Here is a 16,789-nt window from a genome sequence, read left to right on the forward strand (position 1 = left end):
CTCCGTGTCAGTGCAGGGTGCGCGGGACGGCCAGCACGAACGGTGCGACCGGCGCGGCGAATTCGGTGCCATCGTCGGCGACCATGTCGTAGTGCCCCTGCATGGTCCCGTGATCGGTCCCCAGCATGACACCGGACGTGTAACGGAAGTCTTCACCGGGGCGCAGCCGTGGCTGCTCGCCGATCACCCCGTCGCCGTCAACGTGCTCGACACGGCCATTGGCATCGGTGATGCGCCAGTGGCGTGCGACCAGGCGTGCGGCGACCCGCCCCTGGTTGTGGATGCGGATCGTGTAGGCGAACGCGAAGCGGCCGTCTTCCGGGGCGGATTGATCGTCGAGGAAGCGCGGCGCGACTTCGACGGAGATGGCATATACGTCAGCGTCTTCCATACCGGCAGTGTAATCAGGAGGCATTGGCCAAAGCGATGAATTCAGCCACGTCCAGCTGTTCGGCGCGGGCATCGGGACGCACGCCGGCGGCGATGAACTGCTCGGCGGACACCACGTTGTTCAGGGCATTGCGCAGGGTCTTGCGGCGCTGCCCGAAGGCGGCCTTGACCACCTCGGCGAAACGCTTGTGGTCGTTGATGTTGATCGTGGCCGGGTCGCGCGGCACCAGCCGCACCACGGCCGAATCGACCTTCGGCGGCGGCCGGAACGCGCCCGGCGGCACCACGAACAGCGAGGTGACCTGGCAGTAGGCCTGCAGCATCACGCTGAGGCGGCCATACACCTTGCTGCCGGGGCCAGCGGCCATGCGGTCGACCACTTCCTTCTGCAGCATGAAGTGCATGTCGCGGATCACCGCGGCATGCTCCAGCGCATGGAACAGGATGGGCGAGGAGATGTTGTAGGGCAGGTTGCCGACCAGGCGGATCGGCTGGCCGCCGGCCAGTTCGGTGAAGTCCACGCGCAGCACGTCGCGGTGGACGATGGTCAGCTCGCCCAGCGGCTCGGCGGCGGCGGTCAGTGGCGCGATCAGGTCGCGGTCGAACTCGATCACCGTCAGCTTCGGGTGCACGCGCAGCAGCGGCAGGGTGATCGCGCCCTGGCCGGGACCAATTTCAACCAGGCGGTCGCCATCTTTCGGGTTGACCGCCATCACGATCTTGTCGATGTAGTGGCGATCGGCCAGGAAATGCTGGCCAAGCTGCTTCTTGGCCGGGGCGGTGAACACCGGGCCGGAGGGGGAATGCGGGGAATTCATGCGCTCAGTGTACGTTGCCGCGCAAGCTGCGCACACAGCGTCGCTGCCGCCTGCAGGCTGGAAGGATCGGCGATGCCACGGCCGGCCAGGTCCAGCGCGGTGCCATGGTCCACCGCCACGCGAGGGTAGGGCAGGCCCAGGGTCAGGTTCACGGCCTGTTCGAAGCCTGAGTACTTCAACACCGGCAGGCCCTGATCGTGGTACATCGCCAGCACGCTGTCGAAACCGGCCAGCTTGGCCGGCAGGAAGGCGGTGTCGGCCGGCAGCGGCCCGACCAGGTCCAGGCCCTCGGCGCGCAGCCGCTGCAGCAGGGGAATGACCAGGTCCAGTTCCTCGCGGCCCAGATGGCCGTCTTCGCCCGCGTGCGGGTTCAGGCCGAGCACGGCGATGCGTGGCGCGGGCAGGCCGAACTCGCGGCGCAGTGCCGCATGCACGGTGCGCAGGGTGTGCTCCAGGCCGGGGGCGGTGATCGCATCGGCCACCTCGCGCAGCGGCAGGTGGGTGGTGGCCAGCGCCACGCGCACGATGTGATTGGCCAGCATCATCACCACCTTCACCCCGGCCTGGTCGGCCAGCAGTTCGGTGGTACCGCTGTAGGCGATGCCGCCTTCGTTGATGACTGCCTTGTGCACCGGGCCGGTCACCACACCGTGCAGTTCGCCGGACAGGCAGGCCTGGCCGGCGCCGAGCAGGGCGTCGATGACCGCGCCGGCATTGGCCGGATCGGCCTGGCCGAAGTGGCTGGGCGCAGCGTTGCGGACGGCGCGCAGGCGCAGATCGCCGGGCACGCGTGCTTCGGCGTCCTCGGGCAGCAGTTGCAGCGGCAGGTTCAGCGCGGCCGCGGCCGCGCGCAGGGTGTCCGGGTCGGCAAAGGCCAGCAGCCGGCAATCCTCACGCGGCTGCTGGACGAGGCGGACACACAGTTCCGGGCCGATCCCGGCGGGCTCGCCCGGTACCAGCGCGAGCTCGGGGCGCATCGGTCAGGACTGCGGCGGGGTGGCGGTGTTTTCCGCGCGGTCGCCGCTGCGGAAGCTGACGTAGGCTTCGCCACGCAGTTCCTGCAGGAAGCGGTTGTACTCGTCTTCCAGCTTGCGGCGGCCGATGGTCTCGCGGACCTGGGCACGCTGGTTGTCGGTGGTCACGTCGGTCTGGCGGGTCGCCACGCGCTGCACGATGTGCCAACCGGCGTCGGTGCGGAACGGCTGGCTGACGCCGCCGTCCTGTAGGCCTTCGACCTGCTGGCCGAACGCCGGACCGAACGCGTCGGCCGGGAACCAGCCCAGATCACCGCCCTGGCCCTTGCTGTTGTTGTCCTCGGAGGACTCCCGGGCCACGGCCTGGAAGTCGGCACCGCCGGCAATGCGGGCACGCAGGGTGTCGATCTTGGCCTTGGCGGCGGCGTCGGTCTGGTGGTCGTCCACGCGCACCAGGATGTGGCGGCCGTGGAACTCGGTGACCGTGTGCTCACCGGTGGCGGCGCTGGCATCGCGCACTTCCACCAGCTTCAGCAGCTGGAAGCCGCTCGGGCCGCGGATCGGGCCGACCACTTCGCCGGGCTTCATCTTTTCCATCAGCTGGGCGAACGCGGTGGGGATCTCGTCCAGGCTGCGCCAGCCCAGGTCGCCGCCTTCCAGTGCGTTCGGGCTGTCCGAATAGCGCACGGCTGCGGCGTTGAAGTCCAGCTCGCCCTTGTCCAGCAGGGTCTTCACGCCATCGGCCTTCTTCTGGCCGGTGGCGATCTGGTCGGCGTTGGCGCCGTCGGGCAGGGCGATCAGGATGTGCGCCAGGTGGTACTGGTTGCCCACCGTGGCCTGCTGCTTCAGGGCGGCGTCGACTTCACCCTCGCTGACGCTGATGCGGCTCTGCGCGAAGCTCTGGCGCAGGCGCTGCACGGTGATCTCGTCACGCACCGAAGCGCGGAAGTCGTTGAAGTCGATGCCGTCATGGGCCAGGCGCTGGCGCAGGGCGTCCAGGTTCGACCCATTCTGCTGGGCGATGGAATTCATCGCCTGGTTCAGCTCCTGGTCGCTGACCCGGATGCCGCTGCCCTGGGCGCGGGCCACCTGCAGCTTGACCAGCACCAGGCGCTCGAGCACCTGGCGGCTGAGCACGTCTTCCGGCGGCAGCTGGTTTTCACGGCCGGCGTACTGCGCCTTGATGTTGGCGATCGCACGCTGGAGCTCGCTCTGCAGGATCACGTCCTCATCGACGACGGCGGCGATGCGGTCAAGCGGCTGCGCCTCCTGGGCAAGCACCTGCAGGGGGGCGGACACGCTGGACACCGCCAGCAGCGAGGCGAGAAGAACGGGGAAGCGCTTGGTCATGGGATCAGGTTCGGATCGTAGTCATCCCGGGTCGCCCCGGTGTTGCTCGGCGGCACGAGATAGAGGTCGTCGCGGTTGTAGCCGAGGATAGCACGGCGCAGGGTACGGTCCGTGTCCTGGCCCAGGGAGCTCAGACCCTTGAGCACGAACTCCAGCTGGATGGCGTTGTTCATCTCGCCTTCGCGGTTGCGGACGTAGCGGCGGGCGACCGCACGCACGGCCAGGCAGCAGCTGTCCCACTGGACGCCGGCGATGATTTCCAGCGGTTCCTTGTCCTGCAGCGAGTAGTAGTAGCGGCCGACCAGGCTCCAGCGCGCATTCAGCGGGTACAGGAACGACAGGTCGGCCTGTTCCAGCAGCGTGCGGTCATGCTTGTTGGCGGTGGCCGGGGCGCCGGAGTTGATGCGGTAACGGTAGCTGAGGTTGATCACGCCATCGTTGGGCATCAGGTAGCGGGCGCGGACGCTGGCCAGATCCTCGCGCTTGTACTTGGGGTCCCACTGGTAGGTGGCACCCAGGGTCCAGCGGTCGTTGATCATGTAGTTGCCGTCGGCGATCCACGCCGACTTGCCCTTCTCCACCGGCGCGCCGCCTGGGGTCACGGTCACCCGCGACTCGTCGAAGTACTGGATCTGGCCGATGGCGGCCGAGAACCGTTCCTTGCCGGTGGTCTGGTCGATGAAGCGGGTGCCCAGTGCCAGGGTCAGCTGGTTGGCATCGTTCTGGCGGTCGGCGCCGGTATAGCGCGAGTCGCGGAACAGCTGGCCCCAGCTGAAGGTGAAGTCACGGGTGTCGAAGATCGGCAGGTCGTCCTGGTTGCGGTACGGCGTGCGCAGGTAGAACAGGCGCGGCTCCAGCGTGTGCAGGAACGACTTGCCGCCGATGGTGGTCTCGCGATCGAAGAACAGGCCGGCGTCGATGCTGCCGATCGGCAGGCTGCGGCTGGGCGATTTGTTGCCGCGCAGCTGCTCCGGCGTGGCGGTGTTCGGGTCGATGCCCTGCGAGACCAGCACGTTGCGGCGGACGCTGTCGGCCAGGCCCTGGTCCAGGTCGTAGCCGGTGTAGCGGTAGGCCAGGGTCGGGGTGACGTACCAGGCCGCGCCGCTGATCGGGAACGACACGTACGGCTTCACGTCCAGGCGCGAGCCGCCGTACATGCGCTGGGTCTGGCCGTTGCGCGTGTACTGCAGGTCCGGGCCGGCGCTGGCGTCGTACTTGAAGTTGATGTCGTCGTGGGTGAAGCGCACCGCTTCGGCGTAGACGCCGGTTTCCAGCCACGGCAGGACCGGCTTGTCCCAGTTGAAGTACAGGCGCGGCTGGCGGTTGTAGGGCAGCGCGCTTTCGTTGAGGGTGTAGTCGGTCAGCTGCCAGCGGTCGGCCATGATGCCGGCCGTCCAGTTCTTGCCGGTGCCGTACAGGCCCACGGTGCTCTGCAGGTTCGAGGCGGTCACCCCGACCAGGCGGTTGGCGAAATCCTCGACGTAGCGTTCGTCGCTGACCCAGGCCAGGTTGGCGCGCGCCTGCCAGTGGTCATCCACGTTGTGGTAGCCGCTGAACATGACGCGGCCGCGGTCGCGGTCGCGCAGCTTGTCGTTGGGAATGTAGGCGGTCAGCAGCTCGCCGCGGCCGCCGTTGTAGAGGTAGCGGAACTCGTTGTCGAGCATCAGGCCACGCCGGCTCATGTAGCGCGGCATCAGCGTGTCGTCGTAGTTCGGCGCCAGGTTCAGGTAGATCGGCTGGGTGTAGTCGAAACCGTTGCGGCCGGACATGCCCAGCTGCGGGAACAGCAGGCCGGTCTTGCGGCGGTCATCGATCGGGAACTTGAAGTACGGCGCCCACAGCACCGGCACCTTGCCGATGCGCAGCACGGCATTGCGCGCGGTGCCGAAGCCCTCGTCGTTGTCCACTTCGATCTGCGGCGCCGACAGCTTCCACACCGGCTGCGACGGGTCGCAGGTGGTGTAGGTGGAGCGGTGCATCTGGCCGACCGCACCCTGCAGGTCGACCGACTCGGCATCGCCGTTGCCGCGGCGCGACACCAGCTGGTACTTGATGTCGGTGATCTTGTGGGTGTCGCTTTCCTGGTTGCCCTCGGCGCGCTTGGCGACCATGCGGATCGAGGAGTCCTGGTAGCGGACATTGCCGTCGGCGATGTAGTTGCCGCTCTCGGTATCGAAACTCAGCTTGTCGGTGCCGACGAACTGGTCGCCCCGGCGCAGTGCCACGTTGCCTTCGTACTGCGGCACGGTGGTGGTGCCCAGCAGCTGGTCGCCCTCGATGTCGGTCGGCTGCTGCTCGCGCGCGGCGCTGGCGGCGGCCTTGTCCTGCCCGGGGACCGGGGTGGGGGCATCGGTGAACGCGGGAATCACGTCGGTAGCCGGGCACAGGCCCCAGTTGAGCGGCTTTTCATCGGCCATTGCCGGCAGGCAGATGGCGATGCTCAGAGGCAGGGGAAGCAGGCGGAGGGCTCGGCGCACGCGGTTCGGATTCGGGCGAAAACGGACGGTAGCTTGCCCCATCCCTTGCATAGGGGCAATGAAGGCGGACGGATCCCGCCGGTTCGGGTTCATCCGGCGGCGGTCCCGGCAGGGTCCTGCATCAGGGCCCGGACATGGGCCACGCTGCATTCGGCAAGGGCCTGCAGGTCGTAGCCGCCTTCCAGCATCGAGACCACCCGGCCGGCCGCATGGCGACGCGCCAGCGCATGCAGTTCGCGGGTGATCCAGGCGAAATCGTCGGTTTCCAGCATCAGGTCGGCCTGCGGGTCGCGCAGGTGGGCATCGAAGCCGGCCGAGATCAGCAGCAGCTGCGGGCGGAAGTCGTCGATGGCCGGCAGCATCTCGTCGGCCCACACATTGCGGAAGCGGAAACCGCCGCTGCCCGGGGGCAGCAGGATGTTCATCAGGTTGCCCGCACCGCGGTCGCGGCGCAGGCCGGAATTGGGGAACAGCCCGGCCTGGTGGGTGCTGTAGTAGGACACCCGGGCGTCGTGCTGGAAGATGTCCTGGGTGCCATTGCCATGGTGGACGTCGAAATCGACCACGGCGATCCGCTCCAGGCCGTGGCGGTCACGGGCGTGGGCGGCGGCGATGGCGATGTTGTTGAGCAGGCAGAAGCCCATCGCCGTGCTGCTGGTGGCGTGGTGGCCCGGTGGCCGCACCGCGCAGAATGCCAGCGGGTCCCCGCCCAGCATCACCGCGTCGACCGCCGCCACGCCGGCGCCGGCGGCATGCACGGCGGCACTGGCCGAGCCGGGCGAGGTCCAGGTGTCCATGTCGAGCTGGCGCAGCGGCGCGGTCTGCGGCTGCAGGACGAAGTCGAGCAGGGCGCTGTCGTGGACGCGGGTCAGATCGCCGAACTTGGCCGGCGGCGCCTCGCGCCAGTCCAGCTGGCCGGGGAACGCGGCGTGCAGGGCGTCCAGCACATGCTGCAGGCGTTGCGGGCATTCCGGATGACCGGCGCCGGGGTCATGCAGCAGGCAGGACGGATGGGTGAAGACCAGCATCGTGCCGACTCAGCGCTGGCGCTGCTGCGGCTGCGGCTGCCACAGCGCTTCGCCGTGGCCATCGGCGCGGGCCAGCACCCGGGCCAGCACGAACAGCAGGTCCGACAGCCGGTTGAGGTACTGCAGCGCCTCGCTGCGCACGGCCTCGTGGCGGGCCAGGGTGACCGTCTCGCGCTCGGCGCGGCGGACGATGGTGCGGGCCAGGTGGCAGCGGGCGGCGGCCTCGCCGCCGGCCGGCAGGATGAATTCCTTCAGCATCGGCAGGCCGGCGTTGTAATGGTCCAGCTGCTGCTCCAGGGCGGACACGTCGGCGGCGTGGATCGCGGCGTGGCCGGGAATGCACAGCTCGGCGCCCAGGTCGAACAGCTGGTGCTGCAGATGCACCACCAGCGCGCGCACGTCGTCGGGCAGCGCCGTGGCCAGCAGCAGGCCGAGCGCGGCATTGGCTTCGTCAACGGTACCGTAGGACGCCACGCGGGCGTCATCCTTGGCCACGCGCTGGCCGTCGCCAAGGCCGGTACTGCCGTCGTCGCCGGTGCGGGTGTAGATGCGCGAGAGGCGATGGCCCATGGCGTGGCTCAGTGACGGATGTCGCGGCGGGCCTGCTGGAGCTTCAGTACCTGCTCCACGGCCAGCTGCAGGGCGGCGGCCAGCGCCACGTAGATCGCCGTCGTACGCAGGTACGGGCCGAACCACTGCGCGTAGTTCTGTGCCCAGCCGGCCAGCGTCGGTTCGGCCACGTTGCGGCTGGTCCAGTAGAAGCCACCCTGTGCCAGCAGGTGACAGACCGCCACCGAGGCCACCAGCAGCAACGTGCCCTTGGCCAGCACCGGCCAGCGTGCGCCCTGGTAGTTGCGGCCCAGCAGCATGCCGCCGGCCCACAGCGAGAAATACGCCGGCAGCAGCAGCCAGTAGCCCGGCGAAACGCAGTAGTGCTGCCAGAAATCCAGGCCGCTGCTGCGGATCACGATCCAGTCCACCAGCACGGCGAACACCATCAGCAGCGGGAACGCCCAGCGCGTCCAGGTGGCCAGGTAGAAGCCACCGATGAAGAACACGGCCCAGGAGGCATCGGGGATCGCCGCGAAGTGGTTGACCCGGGTCGCCGCCAGCACCAGCACGAGCACGGACAGGACGAAGGCACGGTTGGCGGTGGCGGACATGGCAGCGGGCCCGGAGCGGATTCAGGTTTCATTCTAGCCCGCCGCGCCGGTTGGCGCAGGTCGGGCGCCGTTGGGTGTTCGGGCGGGGCGAGCGCGTATCATGAACACCATGAGTGAACGACATGACGTGCTGATCGTCGGTGGTGGCTTGGTCGGTGCCAGCCTGGCCATCGCCCTGGACCGGCTGGGCCGCGACGTGGGCCTGCTCGAAGCCAGCCCGGCCGGCGAGCTGCCGGCGGTGTTCGACCAGCGCAACCTCAGTTTCGCCGCTGCCACGGTCAATGCACTGACCGCCCTGGGGGTCATGCAGAAGCTGGCGATGGCACCGGGTCCGATCCGCCGCATCCATGTCAGCCGTGCCGGCGATTTCGGCCGCGTGCGGCTGGAGGCAGGCGACTACGACCGGCCGTGGTTCGGCCAGGTGGTGGTGGCGCGTGACTTCGGCCAGGCGCTGGAAGCGCGCCTGCAGGAGCTGCCGCGGCTGCGGCGCTACCGGCCGATGCGGTTCCTTGGCCTGGGCAAGGTGGTCGACGGTTACCGCCAGGTGCGGGTGGCCGACGAGGCCGGCGAGCGCGTGCTGCAGGCGCGGCTGGTGGTGGGGGCCGATGGCACGACCAGTGGCGTGCGCGACGCGCTGGGCATCGAGGTCGATCGCCATGATTTCCAGCAGACCCTGTTCGTCGCCCGGGTGCGCAGCCAGCGCGCGCCGGACGGCACCGCCTGGGAGCGCTTCACCGATACCGGCCCGACCGCGTTGCTGCCGCGGGGTGACCGTCATTTCGGCTGCGTGCACGGCGTGGCACGCGAGCAGGCCGATGCGGTGATGGCGCTGGACGATGCCGCCTGGCTGCAGCGCCTGCAGAACGCGATCGGCTGGCGTGCCGGTCGCTTGCTCGAATCCGGCCCGCGCAGCGCGTATCCGCTCATCCAGGTGCTGGCGCGCGCGCTGGCCGGTGAGCGCACGGTGCTGCTCGGCAATGCTGCGCAGACCATCCATCCGCTGGGCGCGCAGGGCTTCAACCTGGGCCTGCGCGATGCACTGACCCTGGCCGAACTGCTGGAGGATGCGCAGGACGATGCCGGCAGCGATGCTCTGCTGCAGGCCTACGTCGCGCGCCGCGAGGACGACCGCCGGCAGACGGTGGCGTTCTCCGGCGGACTGGCGCGCCTGACCAGCAACCCGGCGCCGTTGATGCGGCCGTTGCGCAGCCTCGGCCTGGTGGCCGCGCAGCGCGCGTCGGTGCAATCGATGCTGGTCGGTGGCGCGATGGGCTTCCGCGGCGAAGTGCCACGCCTGTGCCGCGGAGAAGCCGCATGAGCCGGCGCGCGCGTCTTGATGTGGCCATCGTCGGCGGTGGCGTGGTCGGTGCCGCGTGTGCGCTGGCGCTAGCCGATGCCGGACTGTCGGTGGCGCTGGTCGAGGGCCGCGAACCAGCGCCGTGGCAGGCCGCACAGCCGGACCTGCGCGTGTTCGCCTTCGCCGCTGACAATGTTCAGCTGTTGAACCGCCTCGGCGTGTGGCCGGCCATTGCCCAGGCCCGTGCCTGGCCCTACCGGCGCATGCAGGTGTGGGACGCGGCCGGTGGCGAGGATCTGCTGTTCGATGCCGATCGCTTCGGTCGACGCGAGCTGGGGTACATCGTCGAGAACGGCCTGCTGCAGGATCGCCTGTGGTCGGCACTGCCGGCGGCGGGCGTGCAGCTGCACTGCCCGGCACGGGTGGACGCGCTGGAGCAGGACGAGGACGGTGTGCGCCTGCGCTTGGATGACGGGCGTCGCCTGGAAGCGGCGTTGGCGGTGGCCGCTGACGGCGCCGAATCGACCCTGCGCCAGCTGGCCGGCATCGAGGTCGAGCGCCACGACTACCACCAGCGAGGCGTGGTGGCCTACGTGGACAGCGATCTCCCCAACCAGGCCACGGCCTGGCAGCGCTTCCTGCCGAGCGGGCCGCTGGCGCTGCTGCCGGTGGCCGAGCGCCGCAGCTCGATCGTCTGGACCCTGCCCGAGGACGAGGCGGCGCGCGTGCTGGCGCTGGACGAGGACAGCTTCAACCGCGAACTGACCCGCGCCTTCGCGGCACGCCTGGGTGAGCTGCGCTTGGCATCGCCACGTGCGGCATTCCCGCTGCGCCGCCAGTTGGCCCGTCACTACGTGGCCGGTCGCGTGCTGGCATTGGGAGACGCCGCCCATGTGGTGCATCCGCTGGCCGGGCAGGGCGTGAACCTGGGGCTGCGCGATGTCGCCGCCCTGCAGCAGTGGCTGGCGCCCTCGGCAGAGCGCCGCGGCCAGCCGCGGCTGTCACCGCAGCGCCTGCAACGCTGGGCACGCGAACGCCGCAGCGACAACCACGTCGCTGCCTACAGCTTCGATGCGATCAACCGCCTGTTCTCCAACGACGAAATGCACCTGACCCTGGCGCGCGGCCGCGCGCTGGGCTGCGTCGGCAAGTGGCCGCCGCTGGTGCAGGCGTTCTGGAAGCGCGCCGCCGGCGTCTGAAGCAAAAAGGGGACGGAGGGGATTAAGTCGTATGTGCACATGCGACTTAATCCCCTCCGTCCCCTTTTTTCAGTCAACCAGCCATCCGGCCAGGTCGGTGCGGTCCAGCTTGCCGCGATGCCTGCGGTCCAGCGAGTTGAATTCGTCGGCCAGCGCTGGGTTGGCCTGTGCTTCCTCGCGGCTGATGAAACCATCGCCATTCACGTCGAGGTCGCTGAAGCGGATGCGGTACTGGCCGACCACGCTGCTGGGCTCCAGCGAGCGCACGGTCACCTGGGCCTCGCCGGCCGGCTGTGCAATCTCGACGCTGCCGGTCACCCGCCCGGCATCCAGCGGTTGCTGGCGGATGGCACCGCCGGTCGGGCCCAGCGGCTGGCTCTGCGCAGGGGTCGATGGGCCGTGCTGGGCCATGGCCGGTACCGCGGCCAGCAGAATGGTCAACAGCAGGACAGCACGTGGAAGGTTCATGACAGGCTCCTTGCCAAAGGGGTACCGGGAGCGTACTCCCGGCACCCTGTGCCGCCGATGACGGATCAGCGCAGCGGCGAGGCCAGCACGGTGATCTCTTCACGATCGTGATAGAGCTGCTTGGCGCGCACCACCAGCGGCTTGCCGGCCTGGTCCTGGAACAGATCCAGGCACAGCCGGGTTTCGTCCCAGCGCTTCTTCATCGGCAGCTTCAGGTTGAAGATCGCGTGCCGGCACCAGCCTTCGCGGAACCAGGTGGCCATGCGTTCGGCGACGCGACGCGGCTGCTCGACCATGTCGCAGACCATCCAGTCCAGCGGTTGTTCCGGGTGCCAGTGGAAGCCGTCGGCGCGCAGGTGCTCGACCAGGCCGGTGTCCAGCACGTGCTGGCGCAGCGGGCCGTTGTCGATGCTCAGTACGTGCATGTGCTGGCGGGTCAGCACCCAGGTCCAGCCGCCGGGGGCGGCGCCCAGGTCGGCTGCGCGCATGCCAGGCCTGGCCAGCGCCTCGCGTTCCTCCGGCGTCAGCAGGGTCAGCAGTGCTTCGTCCAGCTTCAGCGCCGAACGCGAGGGCGCTTCGGGCAGCAGTTTCAGGCGCGGAATGCCCAGCGCCCACGGCGCGCTGTCGGCCGGGTCGGCCACGCAGACGAACGCGTGGGTGCCATCGACGAACACCACGTGCAGGCGCGGCAGACGGTTGTTCGGCTTGTCGCTGAGCTTGCCGGCCTTGCGCAGCGCCGGGCGCAGTGCATTGCCGAAGGCTCGCGCCAGCCCGGACAGCGGCTTGCCAGCGTCCGAATCGGGGTGCTCCACCCAGAGGTCGCCGAAGCGCGGCGCATCGGCCAGCACTTCCAGCATCGGGGTGATGCGATCGCTCGGGTCCAGTTGCGGCAGCTCGGCCAGCACGACCAGCTTCTGCCGCGCGAAGATCAGTTCACGCCAGCGCAGGCGTGGCGCCAGTGCTGCAGCGTCGTCGCACATGAAAAGCACATAGCCGTCATTGCGCTGGGTGCGCGCATAGCCAGCGAAACCGGCTTCACCGGCGCGGAACTGCAGCTCGCCGGCCAGCTCGGGTTCGAAGCCCTGCCGGCACAGGCACAGCAGGCCGATGCCGGTCTCAGTAACGGGCGCCATCGCTTTCCCCATAGGTTCGCAGCACGCTGCGCGCGGCGTCGCGGTCCAGGCCCTGCACCACTTCGATGCCGCGCTTGTTGAGTTCGCCCACCCAGTCGGCCGGCAGCGGGCCTTCGTCGAACGGCGTCAGTTCCTCGACGTCGGCCGCACTGGCACCGATCAGCAGCCGGTCGATGCCGGCCCAGACGGTGGCGCCGTAGCACTGGCAGCAGGGCTGCGAGCTGGTGGCCAAGGTGACCGGCGACAGCACCGCGTTCAGGCGCGGGGTCTGCAGGCGTTGCTGGGCCAGCATGTAGGCCATGTTCTCGGCGTGCGCCAGCGAGGTCGCGTGCGGCATCACCCGGTTCACGCCCGCGGCGATCACCTTGTCATCCGGACCGAACACCACGGCGCCGAACGGGCCGCCGCTGGCGTGCTCGACGTTCAGCCGCGACAGCTCGATCGCCAGCGCGACCTTGGCCTCGTCGCCCGGATATCGACGATCCAGGTCGATCTGGTCGTGGATCCAGGCGGGAAGGGTCAGGTGGACTTGCGCGTACAGCATCGCGGGGGTGCCTCGTAGGGATGGAAGAAGGTGCGGTTGCTTGGGAAACCGGCGCGCAGTGTAGCTGCACCGGCCTGTATCGGGTGTGGCGGTGGGTCAGCCCGGCGAGCCAGTGCGGATCACCACGTACTGCTTGCGGAACTCCAGCCCGGCCTGCGGCCAGCTGGCCGCGTAGGCGCGCAGCAGGGGCAGGGCGGCGGCGAAGTCGTGGCCGTTGACCCGGCAATCGGCCTCGCACAGGCCATCGGCATCGCGCGAGGCGAACAGGCGGATGGCCAGGAAAGAACGCGTCTTCAGCAGCGCATCGAATGCACCGATGCTGCGGGTGAACAGGCAGCAGGGGCAGGAGCCATGATCGTCTTCGCTGCGGGGGCCGGTGTCCATCTCATGCTCGCGGTAATGCGCCAGTGGACCGAGCACCACGGTGCGTTCGAGTTCCTGGCCGTCAGCGCCGGCCGGATAGGTCAGGCCCATCATCGGCAGCCCCTGCGCGTCTTCGGCGCCGATCGCGGTCTGCAGGGTCGCAAGGTCTACCCGTACCCAGGCCTGGAAGCCGGACAGCAGCGATGCCTGCTCATCGGTACCGTTGGCATGCTGGTACTCGAACAGGCCATCGGCGAACAGCACGGGATGCTGGCTCTCGACGACGGTGGAAGTCTGCCAGCCGCCGTTGTCGCGCGCGTGCGCGGCCACCGCATGCGGGGTCAGGCGCAGGCCGCTGTCCAGCAGCAGCGCGCCGCCGTCGACGCGGCTGGCAGTGCCGGTCTCCTGCAGGACCTGCTGCAGCAGCGGGAGGAGGGCGGCGGAGGTCATGGTCATGTCAGGCCTGTGGGTGGATGGGGTGGAGCATCCAGGCAGGGCCTGGGGATCTAGCGGTCGAGCGCGTCGAGTTCGGCGCGATATCGCTGCGCGTCGGGCTGCTGCTGCGGGTCGTTGCCGTGGTCGCGCAGCCAGCTTTCCAGTTCGCGGCGATAGTCCGCGCGGAACTCGGCATTGCCCGGGCTGAAGTGCAGCTTGCGCGCCGCCACCTCCACCCGCTCGCGCGCGCTGGCCCGGGCCTGGGCCAGCCCGTGCGGGGATTCGTTGGTGAGGATGACGAAGTTGCGCGGGAAACCCGGCGTGTACTTGACCACGAACGGCTGCTCGCGCGCCGGGATGCGGATGGCGTTTTCCAGCGGCCACAGCGAGGCGGTGTTGGTGTGGAACACCACGTCCACATCGCGGCCCTCGGCGGTACGCAGCACCCCTTCGTAGCGCCAGATGTACTGTTCGTTGAGCGTGGAGCTGGTCCGCTCGGCCTTGACGATCACCGCTTCACCGCGCTCGCCCACCATGTTGAGGAAGGTGGCGTTGAGGAAATGGCCGAGGAACATGTTGAGCATCGCCAGCGGGAACACCACGATGGCGTAGCCCGGAAAGCGCCGCCACCACGAGACCAGCCCGGCCAGCACCATCGCTGCAAAGAACGTCAGCAGCGGATGCTGCGAGATGAACCAGAGCAGGACGGACAGGGCGGTGATCATCGTCGCGGTCGTGCGGGCGCCATCCAGGCGCCCGCGCAGGTCCTCAGGCCGACCAGGTGTCGCGCAGGGTCACGCTGCGGTTGAACACCGGCTTGGCCTCGCTGTGATCGCGGCGGTCGGCAACGAAGTAGCCGGTACGTTCGAACTGGAACGACTGCTCCGGCGCGGCGCTGGCCGCGGCCGGCTCGACATAGCCGGTGACGGTGCGGCGCGATTCCGGGTTCAGGTAGTCGCGGTAGGTCTTGCCTTCCGATTCGTCGTCCGGGTTTGGCACCGAGAACAGGCGGTCGTACAGGCGGATCTCGGCCGGCACGCCATGCACGGCGCTGACCCAGTGGATGGTGCCCTTGACCTTGCGGTTGGCGCCTTCCATGCCCGGGCGCGATTCCGGGTCCAGCCAGCCGCGCAGCTCGGTGATGGTGCCATCGGCATCCTTGATCACTTCGTCGCAGCGGATGATGCCGGCGCCGCGCAGGCGCACTTCGCCACCCGGCACCAGGCGCTTCCAGCCCTTCGGCGGCACTTCGGCGAAGTCCTCGCGGTCGATCCACACCTCGCGTGCGAACGGCACTTCGCGGCTGCCGAAGCGCTCGTCCTTGGGATGGTTGCTGAAGGTCAGCAGCTCTTCATGGCCTTCCGGCAGGTTGGTCAGCACCAGCTTGACCGGATCGACCACCGCCATGCGGCGCGGCGCGGCGCTGTCCAGGTCTTCGCGCAGCGCGCCTTCCAGCACGCTGAAGTCGATCAGCGAATTCTGCTTGCTGATGCCCACGCGCTCGGCGAACAGGCGCATCGCGGCCGGGGTGTAGCCGCGTCGGCGCAGGCCCTGCAGGGTCGGCATGCGCGGGTCTTCCCAGCCGTCCACCAGCTGTTCGGTGACCAGCGCCATCAGCTTGCGCTTGCTCATCACCGTGTAGTTGATGTTCAGGCGCGAGAACTCGATCTGGCGCGGCTTGGCGGCTTCGCGCGGCAGGCCGGCATCGACCAGCGGCTGGGTCAGCGCGTCGTCATGGGCGAAATCGACGTTGTCCACGCACCAGTCGTACAGCGGGCGGTGGTCTTCGAATTCCAGCGTGCACAGCGAGTGGGTGATGCCCTCGATCGAATCACCCAGCGCGTGGGCGAAATCGTACATCGGGTAGATCGGCCACGCAGTGCCGGTGTTCTGGTGCTCGACGTGCTTGATGCGGTACAGCGCCGGGTCGCGCAGGTTGATGTTGCCGCTGGCCATGTCGATCTTGGCGCGCAGGGTGCGCGCGCCATCCGGGAATTCGCCGGCGCGCATGCGGCGGAACAGGTCGAGGTTCTCCTCGACGCTGCGGTCGCGCCACGGCGACGGACGGCCCGGCTCGGTCAGGGTGCCGCGGTAGGCGCGCACTTCCTCGGCCGACAGGTCGCAGACATAGGCCTTGCCCTGCTCGATCAGCTTTTCGGCGGCCAGGTAATAGGCCTGGAAGTAGTCCGAGGCGTGGCGCAGCTCGTTCCACTCGAAGCCCAGCCAGCGCACGTCGTCCTGGATCGCAGCCACGTATTCCGGATCTTCCTTGGCCGGGTTGGTGTCGTCGAAGCGCAGGTTGCAGACGCCGCTGAACTCACCGGCGATGCCGAAGTTCAGGCAGATCGACTTGGCGTGGCCGATGTGCAGGTAGCCGTTCGGCTCGGGCGGGAAGCGGGTCTTGATCGCCTGATGCTTTCCACTGGCCAGGTCCTCGCGCACGATCTGGCGGATGAAATCGCGCTTCTCGTGGCTGTCGGCGGGGGTCTCGGGGCTGGCGGGGGTGTGCTCGGACATGAGTCGGCGAAAAGAAAGGCAGAAAGACCAACAGTCTAGCGCGTACGGGGCAGGGCTGCCCGGTGGCGGATGGGGATGCCGGCCAGCGGCCGGCACTACCCGCCCATCTTCCGGTAGTGCCGGCCGCTGGCCGGCGGAACGCGGATCGACGCGCAGGTCGGTAGCGCCGGCCGCCGGCCGGCGGAATGGGGATCGACGCGCAGGTCGGTAGTGCAGGCCGCTGGCCGGCGGAACGCGGATCGACGCGCAGGTCGGTAGTGCTGGCCGCTGGCCGGCAGAATGGCCATGCGCCGTCACCGCCACCATTCAGCCCCCGGGCGTATGCTGGAACCCTGTCCCACGGAGCCGCCGCATGCACATCGTGTACAAGGCCGACAACCTGTTCGACGCCCATCTGGTCAAGCACGCGCTGGAAAACGCCGGCATCCCGGCCTTTGTGTTCGGCGAGCAGCTGCTGGGCGGCATGGGCGAGCTGCCGTTGTTCGGCGTGCTGCGGGTCGGCATCCCCGACGCGGCGCGGCCGCAGGCGGAGGACATCATCGCCGCGCTGGACTTGGGCCCGGCCGCGGACGCCCCCATTTCCGATGCAGACGATTGGGCCGGACAGCCGGCGTAGGAGTGCATCATGTTGGG

At 69.0% G+C, this 16,789-nt stretch carries 17 protein-coding genes; 3 read left to right on the forward strand and 14 right to left on the reverse strand.

The features are described from left to right. Positions 1-7: 7 nt before the first annotated feature. From apaG to AC5P9I_RS06810, 8 genes are all read right to left on the reverse strand, one after another. On the reverse strand, positions 8-391 hold the full coding sequence (gene apaG, locus AC5P9I_RS06775) for a Co2+/Mg2+ efflux facilitator ApaG/CorD (protein ID WP_008268668.1): 384 nt from the start codon (positions 389-391) through the stop codon (positions 8-10). A 13-nt stretch (positions 392-404) separates the two neighbouring features. Continuing rightward, a complete protein-coding gene (gene rsmA / locus AC5P9I_RS06780) occupies positions 405-1,208 on the reverse strand; it encodes a 16S rRNA (adenine(1518)-N(6)/adenine(1519)-N(6))-dimethyltransferase RsmA (RefSeq protein WP_049470573.1) in 804 nt (267 codons plus the stop codon). After that, entirely contained in the window at positions 1,205-2,185 is a 981-nt protein-coding gene (pdxA, locus tag AC5P9I_RS06785) for a 4-hydroxythreonine-4-phosphate dehydrogenase PdxA (RefSeq protein ID WP_057495060.1), read from the reverse strand. Before pdxA ends, rsmA begins: the two co-directional genes overlap by 4 nt. Positions 2,186-2,188: 3 nt before the next feature. Then, positions 2,189-3,532: a peptidylprolyl isomerase gene (locus AC5P9I_RS06790; protein ID WP_049470568.1), complete on the reverse strand. Its 1,344-nt coding sequence runs from the start codon at positions 3,530-3,532 to the stop codon at positions 2,189-2,191. Then, positions 3,529-6,009 carry an LPS-assembly protein LptD gene (lptD, locus tag AC5P9I_RS06795; protein WP_080355593.1) on the reverse strand — a complete coding sequence of 827 codons (2,481 nt, stop codon included), beginning with the start codon at positions 6,007-6,009 and terminating at the stop codon, positions 3,529-3,531. The genes AC5P9I_RS06790 and lptD overlap by 4 nt, the downstream gene beginning before the upstream one ends. Positions 6,010-6,098: 89 nt before the next feature. Further along, positions 6,099-7,037 (reverse strand): histone deacetylase family protein, encoded by a 939-nt coding sequence (locus AC5P9I_RS06800; protein ID WP_130768583.1) that lies wholly within the window; start codon positions 7,035-7,037, stop codon positions 6,099-6,101. A 9-nt stretch (positions 7,038-7,046) separates the two neighbouring features. Beyond that, positions 7,047-7,607: a cob(I)yrinic acid a,c-diamide adenosyltransferase gene (locus tag AC5P9I_RS06805; RefSeq protein ID WP_130768582.1), complete on the reverse strand. Its 561-nt coding sequence runs from the start codon at positions 7,605-7,607 to the stop codon at positions 7,047-7,049. Between the two features lie 8 nt (positions 7,608-7,615). Further along, positions 7,616-8,200 (reverse strand): hypothetical protein, encoded by a 585-nt coding sequence (locus AC5P9I_RS06810; protein ID WP_049470553.1) that lies wholly within the window; start codon positions 8,198-8,200, stop codon positions 7,616-7,618. 109 nt (positions 8,201-8,309) lie between these two features. Between AC5P9I_RS06810 and ubiH the strand changes: the two genes are divergently transcribed. Together ubiH and AC5P9I_RS06820 are read left to right on the forward strand one after the other, a co-directional pair. Beyond that, the gene (gene ubiH / locus AC5P9I_RS06815) at positions 8,310-9,518 is read left to right on the forward strand and encodes a 2-octaprenyl-6-methoxyphenyl hydroxylase (protein ID WP_130768581.1); all 1,209 of its coding nucleotides are present in this window, start codon (positions 8,310-8,312) and stop codon (positions 9,516-9,518) included. After that, entirely contained in the window at positions 9,515-10,696 is a 1,182-nt protein-coding gene (locus AC5P9I_RS06820) for a UbiH/UbiF family hydroxylase (protein WP_053462213.1), read from the forward strand. Before ubiH ends, AC5P9I_RS06820 begins: the two co-directional genes overlap by 4 nt. Before the next feature lie 69 nt (positions 10,697-10,765). Here the strand turns inward: AC5P9I_RS06820 and AC5P9I_RS06825 are convergent, their stop codons facing one another. The 6 genes from AC5P9I_RS06825 to AC5P9I_RS06850 all read right to left on the reverse strand — a co-directional run bounded on the left by AC5P9I_RS06825 (position 10,766) and on the right by AC5P9I_RS06850 (position 16,156). Then, positions 10,766-11,164, reverse strand: coding sequence for an EF-hand domain-containing protein (locus tag AC5P9I_RS06825; protein ID WP_130768580.1), 399 nt, complete (start codon positions 11,162-11,164; stop codon positions 10,766-10,768). A gap of 65 nt (positions 11,165-11,229) precedes the next feature. Next, complete coding sequence (gene rlmM, locus AC5P9I_RS06830) at positions 11,230-12,297, reverse strand: 23S rRNA (cytidine(2498)-2'-O)-methyltransferase RlmM (RefSeq protein ID WP_049469712.1); 1,068 nt, start codon at positions 12,295-12,297, stop codon at positions 11,230-11,232. After that, positions 12,281-12,841 (reverse strand): nucleoside deaminase, encoded by a 561-nt coding sequence (locus AC5P9I_RS06835; RefSeq protein ID WP_019661129.1) that lies wholly within the window; start codon positions 12,839-12,841, stop codon positions 12,281-12,283. The genes rlmM and AC5P9I_RS06835 overlap by 17 nt, the downstream gene beginning before the upstream one ends. Before the next feature lie 96 nt (positions 12,842-12,937). Next, a complete protein-coding gene (locus AC5P9I_RS06840) occupies positions 12,938-13,660 on the reverse strand; it encodes a DUF6348 family protein (RefSeq protein ID WP_057495055.1) in 723 nt (240 codons plus the stop codon). Positions 13,661-13,710: 50 nt separating this feature from the next. Next, positions 13,711-14,364, reverse strand: a complete 654-nt coding sequence (locus AC5P9I_RS06845; protein WP_049469715.1) for a membrane protein — start codon at positions 14,362-14,364, stop codon at positions 13,711-13,713. A 43-nt stretch (positions 14,365-14,407) separates the two neighbouring features. After that, positions 14,408-16,156: a glutamine--tRNA ligase/YqeY domain fusion protein gene (locus tag AC5P9I_RS06850; protein ID WP_130768579.1), complete on the reverse strand. Its 1,749-nt coding sequence runs from the start codon at positions 16,154-16,156 to the stop codon at positions 14,408-14,410. Positions 16,157-16,508: 352 nt separating this feature from the next. Here AC5P9I_RS06850 and AC5P9I_RS06855 point away from each other — a divergent pair, with 352 nt between their 5' ends. Continuing rightward, a complete protein-coding gene (locus AC5P9I_RS06855) occupies positions 16,509-16,772 on the forward strand; it encodes a putative signal transducing protein (RefSeq protein WP_049467989.1) in 264 nt (87 codons plus the stop codon). The last annotated feature ends 17 nt before the right edge of the window (positions 16,773-16,789 follow it).

It is taken from the genome of Stenotrophomonas sp. YJH_SMC_29, assembly GCF_059371235.1.